Below are 22,011 nucleotides of genomic sequence, written 5' to 3'. Positions count from 1 at the left end.
CTAGCCTGCCGGGCATGAAAGAAAGCTTGAACGAAACGGAAAAGCGGCGCAGGCGCGACGACGGCGTCGCCACCCGCCGATTATTGCTCGACGAAGCGGCGAGGATCTTCTCGGAAAAAGGCGTCGGCCGCACCACGAGCAAGGAAATCACGGCGGCTGCCGGCACCAACACGGCAGCGGTGAATTACTATTTCGGCAGCATCGGCAAGCTCTACGAGGAACTGCTTGTCGACGCCCACGATAGGCTGGTCAGCCTCGACAGGCTGACGGCCATTGCGAGCCTCGACATTCCCCCGCAGCAGAGACTGGCACGCCTGATCGAGACGATCGGCACCCTGCTTCTGGCATCTCCGGGAGAGACGGCGTCCATCCGCCTGCTGATGCGCGAGATCTTTTCGCCCTCTCCCGCCTTCGAGGTTTTGAGGCAAAGGGCCATCCTGCCCAAGAAACGGGTCATGACGAACCTTGTTGCGGAGACCCTGGACCTCCCCTCGGACCATCCGGCTGTTGCTCCAGCCACCATTGCCTGCGTCGGCCCTTTCCTGATGCTGCTGATCGGCGAAAAAACCGTCATTCCGACGCTCTTTCCCAATCTCGGCCTGTCGCGGGACGAACTGCCGCAATTGACCCGCAGTATGACCACCTTCATGCTGGGTGGACTGAAGGCGCTTGCAGATGAGACGCATACTACTTGTGATTGACCGCCATTCGGGTGGGTGACTATAGTGCCGGCAGTAGCGCGTGTTCGGCCGCCGGCACTGAATGCGGGAGCTTCGGCTTCGCGAATTCGTCATGAAGACGTTCTATCGCTTCATGACGTGAAAGTGTGTTGCCTCCTGTCGGAAGAGAGGAAAAGCATGTCGACAGCCAGCATGATCCGGGCCGGAAATCCATCTCTTTCCAATATCGAAACGGCCATCGAGGCGTTCGGGCCTGATGAAGGCTCTGAGACCGAAGCCTTCGAGGCCCTCACCCGTATGAACGAGGCGCTGATCGCGCCGATGACCGGCGGCATTTCGCCGGCCGCCCTTTCGCTTGCGATCTACGACTGGGCCATCCATCTCGGCATGGCACCGGGCAAGCGCCTCGAACTCGTGCAGAAGGCCCTGCGCAAGAGCAACCGTCTGCTGACGCATCTCGCGGCAACCGCGGTCGATCCGACAACACCGCCCTGCATCGAACCGCTGCCGGGCGACGACCGCTTCACCGCCGAGGAGTGGCAGCACTTTCCCTATAACGCCATGGCTCAGTGCTTCCTGCTTAACCAGCAATGGTGGCACAATGTCACCACCGACGTTCCCGGCGTCACGCCCCATCATGAGGACGTGATCTCGTTTGCGACGCGCCAGATGCTTGACGTCTTCTCGCCCTCGAACTTTCCGCTGACCAACCCTGTTGTCATGAAACGCGCCTTCGAAACCGGCGGCATGAACTTCTTCGAAGGTTTCAGGAATTTCATCGAGGACGCCAATCGTGAACTGACGAAACGGCCGGTCGCTGGCACGGAGGATTTCGTGCCCGGCGAAACGGTCGCGACGACACCCGGTCGCGTCGTCTATCAGAACCGCCTGATCGAACTCATCCAGTATTCGCCCGTGACGGATACGGTCCATGCCGAACCCGTCCTGATCGTGCCGGCCTGGATCATGAAATATTACATTCTCGATCTGTCGCAGCAGAACTCGTTGATCCGCTACCTTGTCGAGCAGGGCCACACCGTCTTCTGCATTTCCTGGCACAATCCGACCGCCGCCGACCGAGAACTCGGCATGGACGACTATCGCCGTCTCGGCGTGATGGCCGCGCTCAATGCGATCAACGCCATCGTGCCGGACCGCAAGGTGCATGCGACCGGCTATTGCCTCGGCGGAACCTTGCTTTCGATTGCCGCTGCCGCCATGGCGCGCGCAAAGGACGAACGGCTCGCTTCCGTCACGCTGTTTGCCGCCCAGACCGACTTTTCCGAACCGGGAGAACTGGCGCTCTTCATCGACCACAGCCAGTTGCATTTCCTCGAAAGCGTCATGTGGAACCGGGGCTTCCTGTCCGCCGACCAGATGGCCGGCGCCTTCCAGCTCCTGCGCTCAAACGACCTCATCTGGTCGCGCGTGGTGCGCGACTACATGATGGGTGAACGCACGCCGATGATCGACCTGATGGCCTGGAACGCGGACACGACCCGCATGCCCTTCCGCATGCATGCGGAATATCTGCAGCGCCTCTATCTCGACAATGAACTCGCGGCCGGCCGCTTCATGGTCGACGATCATCCGGCGGCGCTGCAGAACATCCGCGTTCCCGTCTTCTCCGTCGGCACCGAGCGCGACCATGTCGCGCCGTGGAAATCCGTCTACAAGATCCACTACCTGACGGACACCGACGTCACCTTCGTGCTGACCAGTGGCGGCCACAATGCCGGCATCGTCAGCGAACCCGGCCATCCCCACCGTCACTACCGCATCACCACCAAGCTCGCCGCCGATCCTTGCGTCAGCGCCGAGGAATGGGCCGCCGATACACCCGTGCAGGAAGGCTCCTGGTGGACGAAATGGTCGCAATGGCTTGCCGGACATTCCTCGCCGGAAAAGGTGGCCCCGCCGCCGATGGGATCGAGCGAAAACGGCTATGGCGCCAAGGAGGCGGCTCCCGGAACCTATGTCCACCAGAAGTGAGACCGAAATGCACCAGACCCTCCTGACGAACCGGATCTTCGAGGAGATCGAGATCGGCGACAGCGCCAGCCTTGCGCGCACTATCGGACGCGACGACATCGACCTCTTCGCCAGCGTCTCCGGTGATTACAACCCGGCGCATGTCGATCCTGAATTCGCCGCCAAGGATTTCTTCGGCCACATCGTCGCCCACGGCATGTGGACGGCGGCCCTCGTCTCTGCCGTTCTCGGCACAAGACTACCCGGCCCCGGCACTATCTATCTCGGGCAGGACCTGCACTTCCGCAAACCGGTCTCCCCGGGAGACACCATCACCGCAAAGGTAACGGTCAAGGAAAAGCGGCCCGACAAGAACATCGTCCTGCTCGACACCCGCTGCACCAACCAGCATGGCGAAGAAGTCCTGCTCGGCACAGCCACCGTCATCGCCCCGTCGGAACGCATCGCCTGGCCGCAAAGCGCGCCCACCGCCATCGCCGTGCAGCGGCACAACCGTTTCGACGCCATCGTTGAAGAGGCCCGCGCCCTTCCTCTTGCGAAAACGGCCTTCGTTCACCCCTGCTCGCCGGAATCCATTCAGGCCGCCGTGGAAATGCGCGAAGAAGGTCTGCTGGACCCCATTCTTATCGGCCCCGAAGCAAAGATCCGCGCTGCGGCGGAAAAGGCTGGCCTTTCTCTCGACGGCTTCGAGATCATATCCGTCGAGCACAGCCATGCCGCCGCTGCCAAGGGCGCGGAACTGGCCGCCACCTGCAAGGTATCGACCCTGATGAAGGGCAGCCTCCATTCCGATGAACTGCTGGGCGCCGTCGTCGCGGCCGGCTCGGGCCTCAGGACCGACCGGCGCATCAGCCATGTCTACATGATGGACGTGCCCGCCTACTCCAAGCTTCTGGCCGTCACCGACGCCGCGATCAACATCGCGCCTTCTCTCGAGCATAAGCGCGACATCTGCCAGAATGCCGTCGACCTCATGCACATGCTCGGCCTCGTAGAGCCCAAGGTCGCAGTGCTGGCGGCTGTCGAAACGGTAAACCAGAACATGCAGGCGACGCTCGATGCCGCCGCCTTAACCGTCATGTCCGCACGCGGCCAGATCACCGGCGCCAAGGTCGATGGCCCGCTGGCCTTCGATAATGCCATCAGCCTTGATGCCGCTCGCACCAAGGGCATCGTTTCGCCGGTCGCCGGGCAAGCGGACATCCTGCTGGTGCCCGATCTCGAAGCCGGCAACATGCTGGCCAAGCAGCTGATCTATTTCGCCGGCGCCGATGCCGCAGGCATCGTGCTCGGCGCGCGCGTACCCATCATCCTGACGAGCCGCGCCGACAGCCTGAAAGCCCGCATCACCTCCGCCGCCCTTGCAAAGCTGGTCGCCGCCAAGCGCGCCCATCCGGAACTGACGCCCCTATGACGGAAAGACTGCTGCTGACCTTCAATGCCGGTTCGTCGACGGTGAAGATCGGGCTGTTCCGGCGCAAGGATGGCCACGCTCGCCGCATCGGCAAGGGCATGATCGATTTCCGCCACAAGCCGCTGACCTTCCATCTCGTCGAGGGGCCGGAAACCTTCGACGTCCCGCTGGAAGCAGAAGGCGGCGACCTGCTGCACGAAGTGCTCGACGAAACCTTCGGCTGGCTTGCCAATCACTTCGACCTGAATGCCGTCACCGCCGTCGGCCATCGCGTCGTGCATGGCGGCGATATCTTCTCCGGACCTGTCCTGATCGATGACGAGGTAATCGCGAAGATCGCCTCTCTGACGTCGCTCGCCCCCCTGCACCAGCCGCAGAACCTTCGGCTGATCGAGGCGATCCGGCATCTCAAGCCCCATTTGCCGCAGACGGCCTCCTTCGACACCGCCTTTCACCGCAGCCAGTCACCGACCGTCCGGCGTTTTGCCATCCCCCGCGAATTCCACGACCGGGGGATCAAGCGCTACGGCTTTCACGGTCTATCCTACAAGTTCATTGCCGGCGCGCTGGCGAAAGCGCATCCCGAGCGCGCCGGGGGGCGCACCGTGGTCGCTCATCTCGGCAGTGGCGCAAGCATCTGCGCGATCGAAAGCGGCTTGAGCCGTGACAGCTCCATGGGCTTTTCCACCATCGACGGCATCCCCATGGCCACGCGCTCCGGCGCGCTCGATCCGGGCGTGATCTTCCACTGGATGGGGGAACTTGGTCTCTCCCGCGAGGAGGTAGAGGACATCGTCTACCACAAGTCCGGCCTCATCGGCCTTTCCGGCATCAGCGCCGACAGCCGGGTGCTGCTTGAAACCGATGCAGATGCCGCACGGGAGGCGATCGAGGTCTTCACCTTCCGCATCGCCGGTGAAATCGCCAGGTTGACCGCCACCATCGGTGGGCTCGACACGCTCGTCTTTACGGCCGGCATCGGCGAAAACCAGCCGCTGATCCGTCAGGCCGTGTGCGACCGCCTCGCTTTCCTCGGTATCGAAATCGATGACGACGCCAACGCGGCGAATGCGGAAACGATCTCCTCACCCGTTTCCCCCGTCGCCGTCATGGTCATCGCCACCGATGAGGAACAGGTCATCGCCGACGAGGCTCTTTCTGTCCTTTGACACAGAAGCGTCACGCAGCGAGGCTAAAGCATGTCGCGCAAAAGTGTTCAGCGGTTTTGCGACAACGACATGTGACAAGATAAAGCTTTAAAGCGTACGGAGCGAATCTGAGAGATCGCGACACGCTTTGAAGACGAGCGCGCGAGCGGGCGGATGAGTCGCAACTCTCCCCGCAGACACGTTTGCCCTGACAATGAAGAACGGGAGAGATGAGACAGTGCTGATGGACATGACTTCCGACAACGGCGCTGCCGGCGAAACCTCCACCCTCGTTCTCACCAACGCCCGCATCGTGCTTGCCGACGAAATCGTTCATGGCACCGTGACCGTAAAAGACGGCAGCATCGTCTCCATCGACGCCGGACTGACCGCGCCTGATGCCATCGACCTCGTCGGCGACTATCTCGTGCCGGGCCTCGTCGATATCCATACCGACCATTTCGAAAAGCACGTCTATCCGCGCGCCCATGTTCGCTGGGATTTCATGCGCGCGGCCCTTGCCCATGACGCACAGATCATCGGCGGCGGCGTTACCACCGTCTTCGACAGCCTCTGCGTCGGCGCCACGACCGACAATCCGGAGCGCGCCCAGATCCTCGCCCCGATGATCGATGCGCTGGAACGCGCGCAGGCCGGCGGCATGCTGCGCTCGGAACACCTGATCCATCTTCGTTGCGAAATCACCGATCCGGAAACGCCCACCCTTATGGCCGCCAATATCGACCGCCCGATCGTCAAGGTCATCTCCGTGATGGAGCATCTACCGGGCATCCGACAGAGCCGGGACGTCGATGCCTATGTTTCTCGTGCCGCCAAGTCGACCGGCGAAAGCCACGCAATCGTACGTGAGAAGATCAAGGTTCTGGTCGCTGAAAAAAGCCATATCGGCGAAACCGTGCGCCCCAAGGTGGTTGAACTCGCCCGCTCGCGTGGCCTGCCGCTGCTCAGCCACGACGACACCGATATCGAGCATGTCGACCTGGCCGCAGACGAAGGCGTCGCCATCTCCGAATTTCCCTGCACGATGGAAGCGGCCCGCGAAGCGCGCGCCCGCGCCATGCTGATCGTGGCGGGCGCCCCCAACATCCTGCGCGGCGGCTCGCAGTCCGGCAACATTGCCGTTCGCGACCTGCTTAACGAAAAGCTGGTCGATATCCTCGCATCGGATTATGTGCCGCGTTCGCTGCTGGACGCCGCCTTCATGATCGCCGCCGACCCCGCCCTGGACTACGACCTGCCGGCGGCGTTGCGAATGGTGACGAAAACGCCGGCGGAAGCAGCCGGCCTTGGCGACCGCGGCGAGATCGCCGCGGGCAAGCGGGCGGACCTGCTGCATGTCGGCCTGCATGATGGACATCCCTTCCTGAAAGCCGTCTGGCGACAGGGTATGCGGGTCGCCTGAGACGCGACCCGCTAAAGCGTGGCGCGATCCTTCAGATCCGCCTTCCGCTTTAGCTCTGTGCATTGGTGTATGCCGTTACTGCGGGATGCCGCACACTTTTGCGCGGCGATCCCGAACCATTCACGCTTCGTGACGAACAAACCCCTCGCTCGCCACCATGAGCTTGCGGGTGTAATCGGTCGCAACATCGTGGCGGCGCAGTTGCTCGACATTCATCGTCTCTACCACCTTGCCGGACTTCATCACCGCGAGCCGCTCGCACATATGGCTGATAACCGCGAGATCGTGGCTGACCATGATGAAGGTCAGGCCGCGATCCTTGCGGGCCTGTTCCAGGAGGTTCAGGATTTCCGCCTGGATCGACGCGTCGAGCGCCGACGTCGGCTCGTCGAGCAGCAGGATTTTCGGCTCGAGGATCAGCGCACGCGCAATTGCGATACGCTGGCGCTGACCGCCGGAAAGCTGATGCGAGAAACGGAAGCGGAAACCGGCCCCCAGGCCGACTTCCTCGAGCGCTCGCTCGATGCGGGCCTCCGTGTCGGTGAAACCATGGATCGCCAGTGGCTCCAGCAGCAGCCGGTCCACGGTCTGGCGTGGATGCAGGGAACCATAGGGGTCCTGGAACACCATCTGCACGGTGCGATAGAACTCGTGATCCCGCCGCCAGCCGGAATAGGCACGGCCATTGACTTCGAGACTGCCGCTTTCGAAGCGGTTCAGCCCCGCCACAGCGCGTAACAGCGTCGACTTGCCGGAACCGGATTCACCGACGATGCCAAAGGACTCGCCCACCGGAATTTCGAGGCTGACCGTATCGAGAGCGCGGAATTCATCGAAGCTCACGACCATGTTGCGAATGGAAAGTGCTGACATCGTCATAGCTTCCACTCCGCCTGACGCTCCAGAACCGGAAGCGGATGCCGGTCGCCCTCGATCTTCGGAAGACAGTTGAGAAGTCCTCTCGTATAGGGATGCTGCGCCTCGGAAAGCCGCGACGCCGCCAGTTCCTCCACCACCTTGCCGGCATACATGACCAGCACGCGGTCGCAGAAGGAGGAAACCAACCGCAGATCATGCGAAATGAAGACCAGCCCCATGCCGCGTTCGACCACAAGCTTGTCGAGAATGGCCAGCACTTCGAGCTGCACGGTCACATCGAGCGCGGAGGTCGGTTCGTCGGCAATCAGGAGTTCGGGACCGCAGACCAGCATCATGGCGATCATGATGCGCTGCCCCATGCCACCGGAAACCTCGTGCGGATAAAGGTGGAAAACGCGCTCCGGATCGCGGATCTGCACCGCCTCCAGCATCGCAAGAGCGCGATTCCTCGCCTCCGAGCGGGAGACCTTCTCGTGCGTCTTCAGCGTTTCCATGATCTGCCGACCGATCGGCATGACCGGGTTCAGAGAGTATTTCGGGTCCTGCAGGATCATCGCGATCTTCTTGCCGCGCAGCCTGCGCCGCTCCGACGCCTGCATGCCCAGAAGATCGGCCTCCCCGAAGGCAAGGCGGTCGGCGGTGATGTGCGCATGCTTCGGCGTCAGGCCCATGATCGCACGGCCCGTCTGCGACTTGCCGGAACCGGATTCGCCGACGATGCCCAGCCGCTCGCGGCCAAGAGTAAAGTTCACGCCGCGCACGGCCTCGACCATGCCGGTCCGGGTCGGGAAACTCACCCGCAGATTTTCGACGGTCAGGAGTGGGGTCACTGTCCCGCCTCCTTCGGATCGAGCGCATCGCGCAGGCCATCGCCGAGCAGGTTGAAGCCGAGGCTGACGATGAGAATGGCGAAGCCCGGCATGCCCGCGACCCACCACTGATCGAGAATGAAGCGCCGGCCCGACGCGATCATCGCCCCCCATTCCGGCAACGGCGGCTGCGCACCGAGACCGAGGAAGCCGAGACCGGCCGCAGTCAGAATGATGCCGGCCATGTCGAGCGTCACACGCACGATCAGCGACGAGATGCAGAGCGGCATGATGTGGAAGAACACAATGCGCATCGGCGACGCGCCCATCAGCCGGACCGCCGAGATGTAATCGGAGTTACGGAACGTCATCGTCTCGGCCCGCGCGATACGGGCGTAAGGCGGCCACGAGGTAATCGCGATGGCAAGCACCGCATTCTCGATGCCGGGACCGAGAGCCGCCACCAGCGCCAGCGCCAGAACGAGTTTCGGGAAGGCAAGGAAGATGTCGGTGATCCGCATCAGCACGCCGTCCACCCAGCCGCCGGCATAACCGGAAACCGTACCGACGATAAGGCCGATCGGCGCGGCGATGATGGCGACGAGCACCACGACGAACAGCGTCAGCCGCGAGCCATGAATGAGGCGCGAAAGGATATCGCGCCCCTGGTCGTCTGTTCCGAGCAGATAGCCTTCCGAACCCGGAGGCAGAAGCCGCGCTCCGCGAAGGTCTCCCTGGATCGGCGAATGCGGCGCCAGCACATCGGCGAAGACGGCAACGAGCAGCAACGCAATGATGATGCCGAGACCGAGAACGGCCAGCCGGTTTGCGGAGAACTGTCTCCAGATCACGTACAGCCGGCCGAGCCGGGCCTGACGGCGCGATTGCGGCCGGTCGGACAGCAGCCATTCGCGCAGGGTCGGTTTTGCAGTCATGTCGTTTGCGGTCATCGGCTGCGGGTCCTCGGATCGAGAATGCGATAGAGAACGTCCGACAGGATATTGATGGCGATGAAGACGGAACCGATGATGATCGTCCCGCCGAGCACGGCATTCATGTCGGCATTCTGCAGCGAATTGGTGATGTAGAGGCCAAGCCCCGGCCACGAGAAGATCGTTTCCGTCAGGACCGAACCTTCGAGAAGGCCGGCATAGGAAAGCGCGATCACCGTGATCAGCGGCACGGCTGCGTTTCTGAGCGCGTGGAACCAGATGATCCGGGTCTCGGACAGCCCCTTGGCGCGGGCGGCGACGATATATTCCTGCGACAGCTCGTTCAGCATGAAGCTGCGCGTCATGCGGCTGATATAGGCGAGCGAGAAATAGCCGAGCAGCGCGCCGGGCAGGATGATGTGGCGGAACACGTCCCAGAACACGTCCCATTGCCGTTGCATCGCCGCATCCAGCAGGAAGAAGCCGGTCACGGGCGTAAACGAATACTCGTAGACGATGTCCACGCGCCCCGGATAGGCCACCCATTTGAGCTGCGCATAGAACAGCACCAGAGCCAGAAGGCCGAGCCAGAAGATCGGCACGGAATAACCGATCAACCCGATGATACGCACGATCTGGTCGGCGAAGCTGCCGCGCTTGACGGCAGCGAGAACACCGAGCGGCACGCCGAAAAAGGCACCAATCAGGGTGCCGACCGTGGCAAGCTCGATGGTTGCCGGAAACACGCGGCGGATATCGCTCATCACCGGATTGGTGGTCAGCACCGACGTCCCGAAGTCACCCGTCAGCGCCTGACGAATGTAAATGATGAACTGCTGGTAGAGCGGAAGATTGAGCCCCAGCTCTTCGCGCACCCGCTCGACGACATGAGCCGGAGCGCGGTCGCCGACAATCGCCAGCGCCGGATCGATCGGCACGACGCGGCCGATGAAGAAAGTCACGGCGAGCAGGCCGAGATAGGTCGTCACCACGGTCAGCAGGAACCGCAGCAACGAAAAGGCGAGCGCCGAGGCGCGGGCGCCGGAGCGCCGCGCCTCGGTCTTTGTTTCCATCAGGGCCAAGGGCGCTTAGTCCTTGGAGATGGTGTAGACGAGGTTGGTGTCGAAGCTCGGGCCGAGCTTGAAGCCCTTGAGCTTGCTGGAATAGCCGGCAACTTCGATCTGCTGGAACAGCATCACGAACGGACCGCTGGCCAGAACTTCCTTCTGCAGGCCTTCATAGATGGCGGCGCGCTTGGCGCTGTCCTTTTCCAGAAGAGCGGCCTGCGTCTGGACGGTGAGGTCCTTCGGATCCCAGGCATTGCGCCATGCCAGCGTCTTGTTCTTGCCTTCGTCGGAATTGTCCGGGTTGAAGGTGAAGGTTTCGGCATTCGAGTTCGGGTCGAAATAGTCCGAGCCCCACTGGCCGATATAGATGTCGTGCTGGCGTGCACGATACTTGGTCAGCGTCTGCTTGCCGTCGCCTGGAATGATTTCCAGCTTGATGCCGGCCTGGGCGAGAGTCTGCTGGACGTTTTCAGCAATGCCGGTGACCGGCTGCGTGTTGCGCACGTCCATGGTGACGGTGAAGCCGTCGGCGAGACCGGCCTTGGCCAGCAGTTCCTTGGCCTTGGCAACGTCGAGCTTGTAGGGCTTGTCTTCGAGCGCGCCGAGCTGGCCGGTCGGCAGGAAGGTCTGGTGGATGGTGCCGATGCCCTTGATCAGGGTTTCGCCGATTGCGTCATAGTCGACGAGGTACTTGAAGGCCTCGATGACTTCCGGCTTCGCCAGCTTCTCGTTCTTCTGGTTGAGGCTGAAGTAATAGAGCGTGCCCTTCGGAGCAGACGTCGTCGCGATGCCTTCCTTCTTGGTCACGGCATCGACATCGCCCGGCTCGAGGTTGCGCGCAATGTCGATATCACCGTTTTCAAGGGCGAGACGCTGGCCGGCGCTTTCCTTCATGTGGCGATAGATGACGCGGGCAAGCTTCGGCTTTTCACCGAAGAAGTTGTCGTTGCGCTCCAGCACCACGACTTCGTTGGCGCGCCATTCGCGGATCTTGAACGGGCCGGAACCGGCAAAGCCGGTCTTCAGGTACTCGTTGCCGAAATCGGTATCGTACTTGTATTCGTCCGACGGGGTCACGGCCTTGGCGTGTTCCAGAACGACCTTCTTGTCCACGATCGAAGCGACGGTGGAGGTCAGCACGTTCAGCACGAAGCTCGGTGCATAGGCCTTGTCGACGGTCAGCACGAAGGTGCTTTCATCGGCAGCCTTCGCCTTTTCGGCAACATTGTCACCGGTAAGGCCGAACTGGGTCAGCAGGAAGGCCGGGGACTTGTCGAGCTTGACGGCGCGCTCGAAGGAGAAGGCGACATCCTCGGCAGTGATCGGATTGCCGGAAGCAAACTTCAGGCCCGGCTTCAGCTTGAAGGTATAGGTCATGCCGTCATCGGAAATGGTCCAGCTGTCGGCCAGCTCGCCGACGACCTTCGACGTGTCGTTCATGTCGAGGTTGACGAGCTTCGAGTAGGTGTTGGCGGTGACTTCGGCGGTCGAAAGCTCGAAGGCTTCACCCGGATCGAGCGTGATGATGTCGTCGATGGCAAAACCCTCGACCAGCGTGTCGGCCGGAGTGGCGGCAAAAGCCTGCGGAGCTGCGGCCAGCAACAGCGCCATGGCCGCGCTGGTCGTCATCAGGCGCATACGCCTGTTCAGCGAATTCATCATCGTAGTATCCCCTGTTTGTTAAGGTTGGTGCCTTTCGGACAGCCGCCGGCTTATTCGTGCCAGGCGGATGCCAGAACCCTCAGCCAGTTTTCCCGGCAGATTTTTTTCAAGTCTTCGTCAGCGTATCCGGCGGTTTTCAGGGCCGCAACCAGTTTCTGATTGCCCGCCGCGTTGGCAATATCGGCTGGAACGGTCGCGCCATCAAAGTCGGAACCGAGCGCCACGCAGTCGATGCCCATGCGGTTCACGAGATGGTCGATGTGACGAACCATGTCCGAAAGCGGCGTGTTGGCGTCGTCGCGCGCATCGTCTCGCAGCATGGTCACGGCATAGTTCAGGCCGACCAGACCGCGGCTTTCCTTGATCGCGTCGAGCTGCTTGTCGGTCAGGTTGCGCGCCACAGGCGTCAGCGCATGGGCGTTAGAATGGCTGGCGATCAGCGGCTGGTCGCTGACCTTCGCCACGTCCCAGAAGCCCTTTTCGGTGATGTGGGCGAGATCGACCAGAATACCCATCCGATTGCAGGCCTTCACCAGTTCGAAACCGAGATCGGTCAGGCCCGGTCCGGTGTCGGGAGACATGGGGAAGGCAAACGGCACGCCATGGCCGAAAATGTTGTTGCGGCTCCAGACGGGTCCGAGCGAACGCAGGCCGGCGGCATAGAAGGTCTCCAGCGCGTCGAGATCGCCATCGATCGCCTCGCAGCCTTCCATGTGCATGACGGCGGCAAAGATACCCTCGTCGATCGCCTTGCGGATATCCGCGGTGGTGCGGCAGAGCCGCCACGCGCCCGCCCGGTCGAGACGAAGCGCGATCGACGCCATGTCGAGCGCGATGTCGAGCGACGGCTGGCGCTGGAGAGGCTTCTCGAGCGGCGTCGAGTAATGCCCCTTTTCGTCAGGCTCCTTCAGGACGAAGTCACCGCCCGTCGTGGGGATGTAGATGGCACAGAGACCACCCGCCAGACCACCAGCCTTGGCGCGGGGTCCGTCGATATGCCCCTCGCTGGTGCCGTCACGGAACTCTACGACGGGATCGACCCCACCCGCCCGGCTCCGCCAAAGCCTCAGCAAGACGTCGTTATGTCCGTCGAACACCAGTTCCATGAGAAAGCACCTGCAATTACAAAAACTTGACGATCCCGATCACCTCTGGGCGACCGCACCGGCAAAAGCCTGCGGTGGCACATCAACGATCTGATATATTATTGGGTGGACCAAATTCTCACCGTGTTCAAGTGCAAAAAAGAGATTGCGAACAACGGCGCGAGAAGACACCGGCACTCCACCACAGGAGCGAGAGCCGACTAAGCAGCCCACATCATCCAAGCGGTGGCCGCCTCTGCAGCCAGTCGGTCGCCCGCTCATATGCCTGCGCGAAATCCAGAACCGCGGCATCGGCGCGCGGCCGCCCGACGATCTGGATGCCCGCCGGCAACCCGCTGACCCCGAAACCGGCCGGCATGGCCGCAACCGGAAGACCGGCCATGCTGGGTCCAATCACCACTTCCATCCAGCGATGATAGGTATCCATCTTGCGGCCGGCGATTTCTCGCGGCCACGGAATATCGGCATCGAACGGAAACACCTGCGCGGCCGGCAGGATCAGGAAATCATGGCGCTCGAAAAGCTTGAGGACCGCCTGCAGCCAGGCGGTCCTGACGGCGGAAGCCTCATCGACGTCCTCGGCCGTCACCTTGAGGCCGGCGCGGATCTCGAACAGGATTTCCGGCTTCAGCAGAGCCCGTTCCGCCGGGTTTTCGTAATGGCCGCGCAGCGATCCGGCGGTCAGCCAGCCGCGCAGCGTGGTCCACGCCCACCACAGGCGGTCCATGTCGAAATCCGGCAGCACCTCGCTCACCCGACAGCCCATGCGTTCGAAAACCGAAAGCGAGGCGCGGCCAAGTTCCAGCACCCCCGGTTCGAAGGGCAGGTAGCCGCCGAAGTCACCGAGCCAGCCGACCCTGACGCCCTTCGGATCGAAATCCTCGCGCAGGCGCACCGGCTCCTCGGGAAGCGACAGCGGATCACGGGCATCAAAACCGGACTGGATGTTCAGGAGTGCCGTGACATCGGCGACGTTTCGCGCCATCGGCCCGAGAACCGCGAGCTGGTTCATGTAGACGTCCTTGCCCGGCAAACCCGGAATGCGCCCGAAACTCGGCCGGAAACCGACGACGTTGTTGAACGCCGCAGGATTGCGCAGCGACCCCATCATGTCGCTGCCGTCGGCCACCGGCACGAGCCGTGCGGCAAGCGCCGCCCCAGCCCCGCCGCTCGATCCGCCGGCGCTCCTCGATGTGTCATAGGGATTGCGCGTCACCCCGAAGACCGGATTGTAAGAGTGGGACCCGAAACCCCATTCCGGCGTATTGGTCTTGCCGATGACGATCGCCCCGGCGCGCTTGATCCGCTCCACCTGGATATCGTCGAAATCAGGCACGAAATTCCTGTAGATCGGCGAACCGTAAGTGCAGGCTATGCCTTTTGCCTCGCTCAGATCCTTGATCGCGACCGGCAATCCGTGCAGCCATCCGTGCGAGCGTCCCGCCTCCAGTTCCCTGTCCCGCTCCCGCGCCTCGGCCAGAAGGTCGGCAGTCCGACGAGGACTGACGATGGCGTTGATTTTCGGATTGAGCCGCTGAATGCGGTCGAGAGACCGCTCCATCACCTGTTCGCAGGTTATCCGTTTCCGGTGAATGGCTCGGGAAAGCGTGAGGGCATCGAGGTCGGCAGGATCAATCACGTCATCATTCCGCACTGGAGAATGGCGCCATCAGAGGCGCTTCCATGGCATCCGTCAAGGATTGCCGTTGGCGATAAAACGGCAATCGGAAACAGCATGGGAAAATCGCAAAACTGCCTGAAATAAAAATGGTCACACGACCAATTTTGAGGCAACATGCCAAAATCCTGTCCTTGAACGGCAGGTTCGCCGGCACCGGAGCGAAGGGAGCGTTCCGCAGGCGAAAGAGGAGAAAAACGCGGGACACCGGGCGATATGCCCGGAAAATGCGAACAGGGGGAGGTTTTCGGACACATTTCAGGGCGTGGCACGCTTATTGCGTCGAAGCCTGAGGCTGACGAGCGCTGGACGATGATCTTGCTGCCCGTCGGGTGAAGTGAAACAGTGCCGGAAAATTCCACTTAAAAACCGGGGATATTTCTTGAGTTCGACATCGAAGAAGGCCGCGATCGAAATCCGCGGAGTAAGCCGGGTCTACGGCGCCGGAAACGCACAGGTAACCGCCCTTGGGGGCGTATTCCTGAACATTCAGGAAAATGAATTTTTCACATTGCTCGGCCCTTCCGGCTGCGGCAAGACAACGCTTTTGAGGCTGATCGCCGGCTTCGATTTCCCGACAGCCGGCGAGATCCTGCTGCATGGTCAGGACATCGCCCCGCTGCCGCCCTTCAAGCGACCGGTCAACACCGTTTTCCAGTCCTATGCGCTCTTTCCGCACATGACCGTTTCGGAAAACATCGCCTTCGGCCTGAAGATGCTCGGGCGCCCCGCCGACGAGATCAAGACCCGTGTCAACGAGATGCTGGAACTGGTACACATGATGCCGATGCGCGACCGTCAGGTCAGCCAGATTTCCGGCGGCCAGCAGCAGCGTGTGGCGCTCGCTCGCGCACTTGCTCCGAAGCCCAAGGTGCTGCTGCTCGACGAACCGCTTTCGGCGCTCGATTACAAGCTGCGCAAGGAAATGCAGATCGAACTGAAGCGCGTGCAGGCCGAAACCGGCATCACCTTCATCTTCGTCACCCACGACCAGGAAGAAGCTCTGACCATGTCCGACCGCATTGCGGTCATGTCGGCCGGTTCCGTCCGTCAGGTGGGCAATCCCTGGGAGATCTACGATCATCCCGCAGAGCGCTTCGTCGCCAACTTCATCGGCGAGACCAACTTCCTCGAAGTCGAGGTCGTCTCCGTCGAAGGAGCAAGCGCCAAGGTTCGCCTGCGCTCCGGCAAGGAGATCGCCGCGACTTTCCCCGAGCAGACGACGCCGAGCGGCAAGGTGACGATCGTCATTCGTCCCGAGCATGCGGCACTGACGGAACCCTCCAACGACGCGACGCTCTCCGGCGTCATCGAAAGTATCGTGTATCTCGGCACCGACACCAACATCAACGTCCGCCTCGACGGCGGCACGCTGTTCACCGTTCGCCAGCAGAACAGCCGCAGCGGCCCGTGCGGCTATAGCGAAGGCCAGACTGTCGGCATCAAGCTCAGCGACGATGTCGCGCAGATCCTGAAGGACTGAGGATGAGCGGAGCACAGCAAGCAGCCGAAAATGCCAGGCGCCGCGATATCCGCAATCGCTGGTTTCTCAGCGCTCCCGCGCTTCTGATCATCGGTCTGGCCGGCGTCGGCCCGCTCTTCATCGTTCTCGTCTATTCCTTCCTCGCTCCCGGCAATTACGGCGACGTGAAGTGGGAATTCTCGACCGATGCCTGGTTCAACGTATTCCTGCAGCGGGACATCTTCGACAACACCCTGTCGCTGGCCGATGCCCACGTGAGCATCCTCTGGCGCTCGATCAAGCTGGCGCTGGCGACCACCGTCCTGTCGCTGATCTTCGGTTTCCCGACCGCTTATTTCATCGCCAGTCGGCCGGCGCATTATCGCCAGGTCTGGCTGTTCTTGATCACCATTCCCTTCTGGACCAACATGCTGATCCGCGGCTTCGCCATTCAGGAAATGATCCGGAACGAAGGTCTGGTGAACACGGTCCTGATGAAGCTCGGGGTGATCTCCGCGCCGATCCAGATGCTCTACACCGACTTCGCCATCCTGCTCGGCATGGCCTACGTGCATCTGCCGCTGATGGTATTGCCGCTCTATGCCAGCATGGAAAAACTGGACTTCCGCCTCGTCGAGGCCGGCTACGATCTCTATGCGACGCGTTTCCAGGTGCTGAGGCGCATCATCATTCCGCTGGTGAAGCCCGGCATCATCGCCGGTTCCATTCTGGTCTTCATTCCGGCGCTGTCGTCCTACGTCATCCCGCGCATCCTCGGCGGCGGCAAGAACCTGATGATCGGCAACCTGATCGAACTGCAGTTCGGCCAGGGCCGCAACTGGCCGCTCGGCGCCTCGCTGTCGATCACGCTCGTCATCATCGTGCTAGCGGCCATGCTCTACTACGTGAAGAACGCCGGAAAGACGGGAGGCGGCCATGCATAAGCGCTTCGATATCCGGGTACAGCCGGGCTTCGCCACAATTGCGATGCTCTGCTTCTTCATCCTCTACCTGCCGATCGCCACGCTGGTCGTCTATGCCTTCAACTCGGGCTCATCCATTGCGCGTTGGGAAGGGTTCTCGCTCCAGTGGTTCGCGGCGGCCTGGAACAATACGCAGGTGATCGAGGCGTCGATCCGCTCGGTCGAGATCGCCGCCTTCGCCGCCGTGATCGCCACCGCCGTCGCCACGCTTGCGGCCATCGCCACGACCCGGACGGAGGCCTATCGCGGCCTCACCTTCAAATACTCCTTCATCAACATGCCGCTGATGGTGCCGGAAATCGTCACCGCCGTGGCGCTGCTGATCCTCTTCTCGCGCATCAAGGTCTGGACCGGCTATTCCGGCCTCGGCTACCTGATCATGGCGCACACGGCCTTCTGCGTCCCGTTTGCCTACCTGCCGATCCGGGCGCGCCTCGAAAACATGGATCTTTCGCTGGAACGCGCTGCCGCAGATCTCTATGCGACGCCGTTCAAGGCCTTCCGCTACATCACGCTGCCCTTGCTCTGGCCGGGTATCCTGGCCGGCCTCATGCTTGCCTTCGTCATCTCGCTCGATGACGTGGTGATTACGGAATTCGTGAAATCCGGCGGTCAGGACACTCTCCCGACCTTCATGCTGGGCCAGTTGCGCCGGTCCATCACGCCGGAGATGAATGCCATCTCGACAGTGTTTCTGCTGCTGTCGCTGGCGGTTGTCACGATTTTCTTCTTCCTCAGCAGATCCAACGAAAAAACCGAGTGAACACAGGAGTGGGAACCATGAAGCATACCCTGAAGCTTGCCGCCAGCCTGGTGGCCCTGATGGCCTCCGCGGCGATCGCCCACGCGGAAGGCGAACTCAACATCTACAACTGGGGCAATTACACCAACCCCGAACTCATCAAGAAGTTCGAGGAGACCTACAAGGTCAAGGTCACGCTCACCGACTACGACAGCAACGACACCGCGCTCGCCAAGATCCGCCAGGGCGGCCATGGCTTCGACATCGTTGTTCCCTCGGCCAGCGCCCTGCCGATCTTCATCAACGAAGGGCTACTCCTGGAATCCCGCCCGGACCAGTTGGAAAACTTCAAGAACGTCGATCCGCAGTGGGTTGACGTGCCCTTCGATCCGGGCCGCCACTATTCGGTTCCGTGGCAGTGGGGCACGACCGGCATCGCCGTCGACAAGTCGGTCTATTCCGGCGACCCGAACACCTCTGCCATCTTCCTCGACCCGCCGCCGGAACTGGTCGGCAAGGTCAACGTCGTTCCGGAAATGTCCGACGTCATGCACATGGTCGTCACCTATGCAGGCGGCGAGCCCTGCACCGGCGACCTGACCGTTCTGAAGAAAGCCCGCGACCTGCTGGTCGCCGCCAAGCCGAAGTGGATCTCCATGGATTACGGCACGGTCGAAAAATACACGAAGGGCGATCTCGCCGCTTCGGTCGACTGGAACGGCGCCACCTTCCGCGGCCGCCTCGCCAACCCGAACATCGTCTACGGCTACCCGAAGGAAGGCTACCCGATCTGGATGGACAGCGCCGCCATCCTGAAGGACGCCAAGAACGTCGATAACGCCAAGCTGTTCCTTAACTTCATCATGGACCCGCAGAACGCCGCCATGATCTCCGCTTTCGCGCGGTATGCAAACGGCATCAAGGGTTCGGAAGCCTTCATGCCGGAAGACATGAAGACCGCGCCTGAAGTCAACATTCCGGATTCGGCCAAGGCAGCCGGCAAGTTCAACCTCGCCTGCGCACCGGAAGTTCAGGAACTCTACACCAAGATCTGGACCGAAGTTCAGAAGTAAGCCTGTCCATATCGATGCCTGCATCAAGACGGGGGAGCCTTCACGGCTCTCCCGTTTCAGGGAAGTGTTTTTCATGACCACGGAATTCAAGAGTGCCTATGGCTTCGAGCGCCGCGACGTGACGCTCGCCAACTGGCGCACCGCTCCTTTCAGCCACTGGAGCTTCCAGAACCTTCGCGAGATGGTGCCGACCGCCGAGATCCGCGCGACGGCCGAGCAGCCGGAAACGGCGCTTGAAAGCTCACCGTTGCTGGACGCCCCTCTCGACACCGGCGTCGCCGATACAAAAACGCCCCGCGCATTTCTCGATTACGCTCATACCGATGCCTTCGTGATGATGAAGGGCGGGCGGATTATCGCCGAACATTACGCACCGCATTGCCACGTCAATGCCCGCCATATCGTTTTTTCCATCTCGAAATCGCTGACCGCTCTCGTCTCCGGCATCCTCGAAGGGCAAGGCGCAATCGACCCTGACCGCCCGGTCACCGACTATCTCCCCGAGGCGAAGGGTTCTGTTTACGGCGACTGCAGCTTCCGCGACGTGCTGGACATGCGCGTCAGCCTCGATTTCGAGGAGGCCTATCTCGACAAGATGGGCGCCTTTGCCCGCTATCGCCGCGCAACCCTGTGGAACCCGGCGGAAGCCGGCACGCCGACCGAGACCCTTCTAGAATTCCTGCTGACGCTGAAGAAGGCCGACCGCGCCCATGGCGGAAGCTTCTACTATGCCTCGCCCAATTCCGACCTGCTCGGCATCCTGATCGAGCGCGCCAGCGGCCGCCGCTACATTGACCTTTTCTCCGACCTGTTGTGGAAACCGCTCGGCGCGAAGAACCATGCGCTGGTCAGCGTCGATGCAGCCGGTTCGGCCCGCTCGGCCGGCGGCGTCTGCGTGACGGCCCGCGATCTGGCCCGCATCGGCCAGATGCTGCTGGACGGCGGCACGGTGGATGGCCGGCAGGTCGTGCCCGCCGCATGGGTCGAGGACATGAAGACCGCCGGCGATCCCGAGGCCTGGAAACAGTCCGGCCCGACTTTCCTGCCCAACGGCCGCTACCGCAGCAAGTGGTATCAGTCCGGCGAGGCCGACGGCGCCTTCTGCGCGATCGGCATCCACGGCCAGTGGCTCTATGTCGATCCCTCGACCGAAACCGTCATCGTCAAGCTCTCGTCGCAGCCCAATCCGCTGGACGACGAACTGAAGCACGACAACTTCGCCTTCTTCCGCACCATGTGCCGTGCGGCGACCTGAAGCATCAATCCGGATAAATGACATGACAGCAACCGCAGACATCATCATCAAGAACGCCAAGGTCCTGACCATGGACAGCGACAAGCCGAAGGCGGAAGCCATCGCGCTTGCTGGCAACAAGGTTCTCGCCGTCGGCACCGCATCGGAAATCGAAGCGCTTGCCACCGCCTCGACCAAGGTTGTCGACGCTGGCGGTGCCACGGTGATGCCGGGCTTCAACGAAGCCCACATGCACATCTTCCCCGGCTCTGTTTCCCTTCGACAGCTCAACCTGCACGGCGTCGAGGGCTTCGAAGCGCTGAAGGCCGCCATACAGGAATACGCCGCCGCCAATCCGGACGAGCCCCTGCTGATGGGCTTTTCCGCCGACTATTCGATCATCGGCCTCAACCAGCCGGTCACCCGCCAGCACCTCGACGCCATCATTTCCGACCGTCCCTTCATGATGTTCGCGCCAGACCACCACACCGCCTGGGCCAACACCCCGGCGCTGGAGAAGGCAGGCCTGCTGCACGGCAAGGACGTCGGCGTTGGCAACGAAGTGGTGATGGGTGAAGACGGACTGGCCAGCGGCGAACTGCGCGAAGGCAACGCCTTCGGTCCCGTCGCGGCGCTGGCCTCGACAGGCGGCCGCGAAGAACTCGGCATGGTGACCGGCATGGACCCGGAAAACGTCACGCCCGAGCAATACGCGCTCGACCGCGCCATCCTGAAGAACGGTCTCGAATACTGCGCCTCCTGGGGCGTCACCTCGATCCAGAATTTCGATGGCAACCACTACCAGCTTCGCATCATGCGCGATCTGGAACAGTCCGGCGAGTTGCCCGTCCGCATCCGCATTCCCTTCCACATGAAGAACTTCATGGACCTCTCGGAGCTGGACAAGGCCGCCGAATGGAAGAAGGAATTCGCCACCGACATGCTACGCGGCGATTTCGTCAAGGTCTTCATGGACGGCGTTATCGACAGCCAGACGGCCTACATGCTCGATGGTTATGGTGATCGCCCGGGTTATACCTACGAGCCGCTGTTCACGCCTGAGGCCTTCGACGCCATCGCCACCAAGGCTGACGGTCTTGGGCTGCAGATCGCCGTGCATGCCATCGGCAGCGCCGCGGTCCGCCAGACGCTCGACGGCTTTGAGGCAGCCGTCAAGGCGAACGGCAAGCAGGACCTTCGCCATCGCATCGAGCATATCGAGGTGATCCATCCCGACGACATCCCGCGCTTCAGGGAACTCGGCATCGTCGCCTCCATGCAGCCGGTGCATTATCCGGGTGGCACCTGCTTCCCGGCCGAACCCACCACGGCAAAGATCGGCGAGGATCGCTGGGCCTATGCCTATGCATGGCGGACGATGAAGGATGCCGGCGCGACCGTCGTCTTCGCATCCGACTGGCCGGTCTCGCCGGTCTCGCCCTTCCAGTGCATTCAGGATGCGCTCACCCGCAAGCCGTGGAAGGACGGCCTTCCCGATCAGCGCTTCACGCTCGAGGAATCGCTCGAGGCCTACACCTCCATCGGCGCCTGGGTGGAATTCGCGGAAGACCGCAAGGGCAAGCTGAAGCCCGGCTTCCTCGCTGACGTGGTCATCCTTTCCCACGATATCGAAAGCGTCCCGGCCGACGAGATCATGGCAACCGTTCGCGCGGTGACCACGATCTGCGACGGACGCATCAGCTATCAGGCAGCCTGACCGGCTTCTG

At 62.0% G+C, this 22,011-nt stretch carries 18 protein-coding genes; 11 read left to right on the top strand and 7 right to left on the bottom strand.

The window, feature by feature from the left end:
- The first annotated feature begins 26 nt into the window (after positions 1–26).
- The 5 genes from NBH21_RS16345 to NBH21_RS16325 all read left to right on the top strand — a co-directional run bounded on the left by NBH21_RS16345 (position 27) and on the right by NBH21_RS16325 (position 6,657).
- On the top strand, positions 27–701 hold the full coding sequence (locus tag NBH21_RS16345; RefSeq protein WP_250915309.1) for a TetR/AcrR family transcriptional regulator: 675 nt from the start codon (positions 27–29) through the stop codon (positions 699–701).
- A 156-nt stretch (positions 702–857) separates the two neighbouring features.
- Positions 858–2,672 carry a PHA/PHB synthase family protein gene (locus tag NBH21_RS16340; RefSeq protein ID WP_280924998.1) on the top strand — a complete coding sequence of 605 codons (1,815 nt, stop codon included), beginning with the start codon at positions 858–860 and terminating at the stop codon, positions 2,670–2,672.
- Positions 2,673–2,679: 7 nt separating this feature from the next.
- On the top strand, positions 2,680–4,086 hold the full coding sequence (locus NBH21_RS16335) for a bifunctional enoyl-CoA hydratase/phosphate acetyltransferase (RefSeq protein ID WP_250915308.1): 1,407 nt from the start codon (positions 2,680–2,682) through the stop codon (positions 4,084–4,086).
- Complete coding sequence (locus NBH21_RS16330; RefSeq protein WP_250915307.1) at positions 4,083–5,255, top strand: acetate/propionate family kinase; 1,173 nt, start codon at positions 4,083–4,085, stop codon at positions 5,253–5,255. Before NBH21_RS16335 ends, NBH21_RS16330 begins: the two co-directional genes overlap by 4 nt.
- 223 nt (positions 5,256–5,478) lie before the next feature.
- Entirely contained in the window at positions 5,479–6,657 is a 1,179-nt protein-coding gene (locus tag NBH21_RS16325; RefSeq protein ID WP_250915306.1) for an alpha-D-ribose 1-methylphosphonate 5-triphosphate diphosphatase, read from the top strand.
- A gap of 120 nt (positions 6,658–6,777) precedes the next feature.
- Here NBH21_RS16325 and NBH21_RS16320 read toward each other — a convergent pair whose 3' ends face one another.
- From NBH21_RS16320 to NBH21_RS16290, 7 genes are all read right to left on the bottom strand, one after another.
- On the bottom strand, positions 6,778–7,536 hold the full coding sequence (locus tag NBH21_RS16320) for an ABC transporter ATP-binding protein (RefSeq protein WP_250915305.1): 759 nt from the start codon (positions 7,534–7,536) through the stop codon (positions 6,778–6,780).
- Entirely contained in the window at positions 7,533–8,366 is an 834-nt protein-coding gene (locus tag NBH21_RS16315; protein ID WP_250915304.1) for an ABC transporter ATP-binding protein, read from the bottom strand. The genes NBH21_RS16320 and NBH21_RS16315 overlap by 4 nt, the downstream gene beginning before the upstream one ends.
- The gene (locus tag NBH21_RS16310) at positions 8,363–9,295 is read right to left on the bottom strand and encodes an ABC transporter permease (protein WP_250915303.1); all 933 of its coding nucleotides are present in this window, start codon (positions 9,293–9,295) and stop codon (positions 8,363–8,365) included. The genes NBH21_RS16315 and NBH21_RS16310 overlap by 4 nt, the downstream gene beginning before the upstream one ends.
- Positions 9,292–10,359, bottom strand: a complete 1,068-nt coding sequence (locus NBH21_RS16305; RefSeq protein ID WP_250915302.1) for an ABC transporter permease — start codon at positions 10,357–10,359, stop codon at positions 9,292–9,294. The genes NBH21_RS16310 and NBH21_RS16305 overlap by 4 nt, the downstream gene beginning before the upstream one ends.
- Positions 10,360–10,365: 6 nt before the next feature.
- Complete coding sequence (locus NBH21_RS16300; protein ID WP_250915301.1) at positions 10,366–12,006, bottom strand: ABC transporter substrate-binding protein; 1,641 nt, start codon at positions 12,004–12,006, stop codon at positions 10,366–10,368.
- A gap of 50 nt (positions 12,007–12,056) precedes the next feature.
- The gene (locus tag NBH21_RS16295; protein ID WP_250915300.1) at positions 12,057–13,112 is read right to left on the bottom strand and encodes a dipeptidase; all 1,056 of its coding nucleotides are present in this window, start codon (positions 13,110–13,112) and stop codon (positions 12,057–12,059) included.
- A 214-nt stretch (positions 13,113–13,326) separates the two neighbouring features.
- Positions 13,327–14,751: an amidase gene (locus tag NBH21_RS16290; RefSeq protein WP_250915299.1), complete on the bottom strand. Its 1,425-nt coding sequence runs from the start codon at positions 14,749–14,751 to the stop codon at positions 13,327–13,329.
- A 421-nt stretch (positions 14,752–15,172) separates the two neighbouring features.
- On the opposite strand from NBH21_RS16290, the gene NBH21_RS16285 reads away from it, so the two are divergent.
- The 6 genes from NBH21_RS16285 (at position 15,173) to NBH21_RS16260 (ending at position 22,001) form a co-directional block, all read left to right on the top strand.
- Positions 15,173–16,273, top strand: coding sequence for an ABC transporter ATP-binding protein (locus NBH21_RS16285; RefSeq protein ID WP_250915298.1), 1,101 nt, complete (start codon positions 15,173–15,175; stop codon positions 16,271–16,273).
- 2 nt (positions 16,274–16,275) lie between these two features.
- The gene (locus NBH21_RS16280) at positions 16,276–17,196 is read left to right on the top strand and encodes an ABC transporter permease (RefSeq protein WP_250915297.1); all 921 of its coding nucleotides are present in this window, start codon (positions 16,276–16,278) and stop codon (positions 17,194–17,196) included.
- The gene (locus tag NBH21_RS16275) at positions 17,189–17,998 is read left to right on the top strand and encodes an ABC transporter permease (RefSeq protein WP_250915296.1); all 810 of its coding nucleotides are present in this window, start codon (positions 17,189–17,191) and stop codon (positions 17,996–17,998) included. Before NBH21_RS16280 ends, NBH21_RS16275 begins: the two co-directional genes overlap by 8 nt.
- 17 nt (positions 17,999–18,015) lie before the next feature.
- Positions 18,016–19,050 (top strand): extracellular solute-binding protein, encoded by a 1,035-nt coding sequence (locus tag NBH21_RS16270; protein ID WP_250915295.1) that lies wholly within the window; start codon positions 18,016–18,018, stop codon positions 19,048–19,050.
- A 73-nt stretch (positions 19,051–19,123) separates the two neighbouring features.
- Positions 19,124–20,305, top strand: a complete 1,182-nt coding sequence (locus NBH21_RS16265; protein ID WP_250915294.1) for a serine hydrolase domain-containing protein — start codon at positions 19,124–19,126, stop codon at positions 20,303–20,305.
- A 22-nt stretch (positions 20,306–20,327) separates the two neighbouring features.
- Positions 20,328–22,001 carry an amidohydrolase gene (locus NBH21_RS16260; RefSeq protein WP_250915293.1) on the top strand — a complete coding sequence of 558 codons (1,674 nt, stop codon included), beginning with the start codon at positions 20,328–20,330 and terminating at the stop codon, positions 21,999–22,001.
- The last annotated feature ends 10 nt before the right edge of the window (positions 22,002–22,011 follow it).

It is taken from the genome of Ciceribacter sichuanensis (genome assembly GCF_024055605.1).
In the GTDB taxonomy this organism is placed as follows: Bacteria; Pseudomonadota; Alphaproteobacteria; order Rhizobiales; family Rhizobiaceae; genus Allorhizobium; species Allorhizobium sichuanense.
The sequence above is the reverse complement of the archived record's forward strand: the minus strand, read 5'-3'. Positions and strand labels throughout refer to the sequence as shown.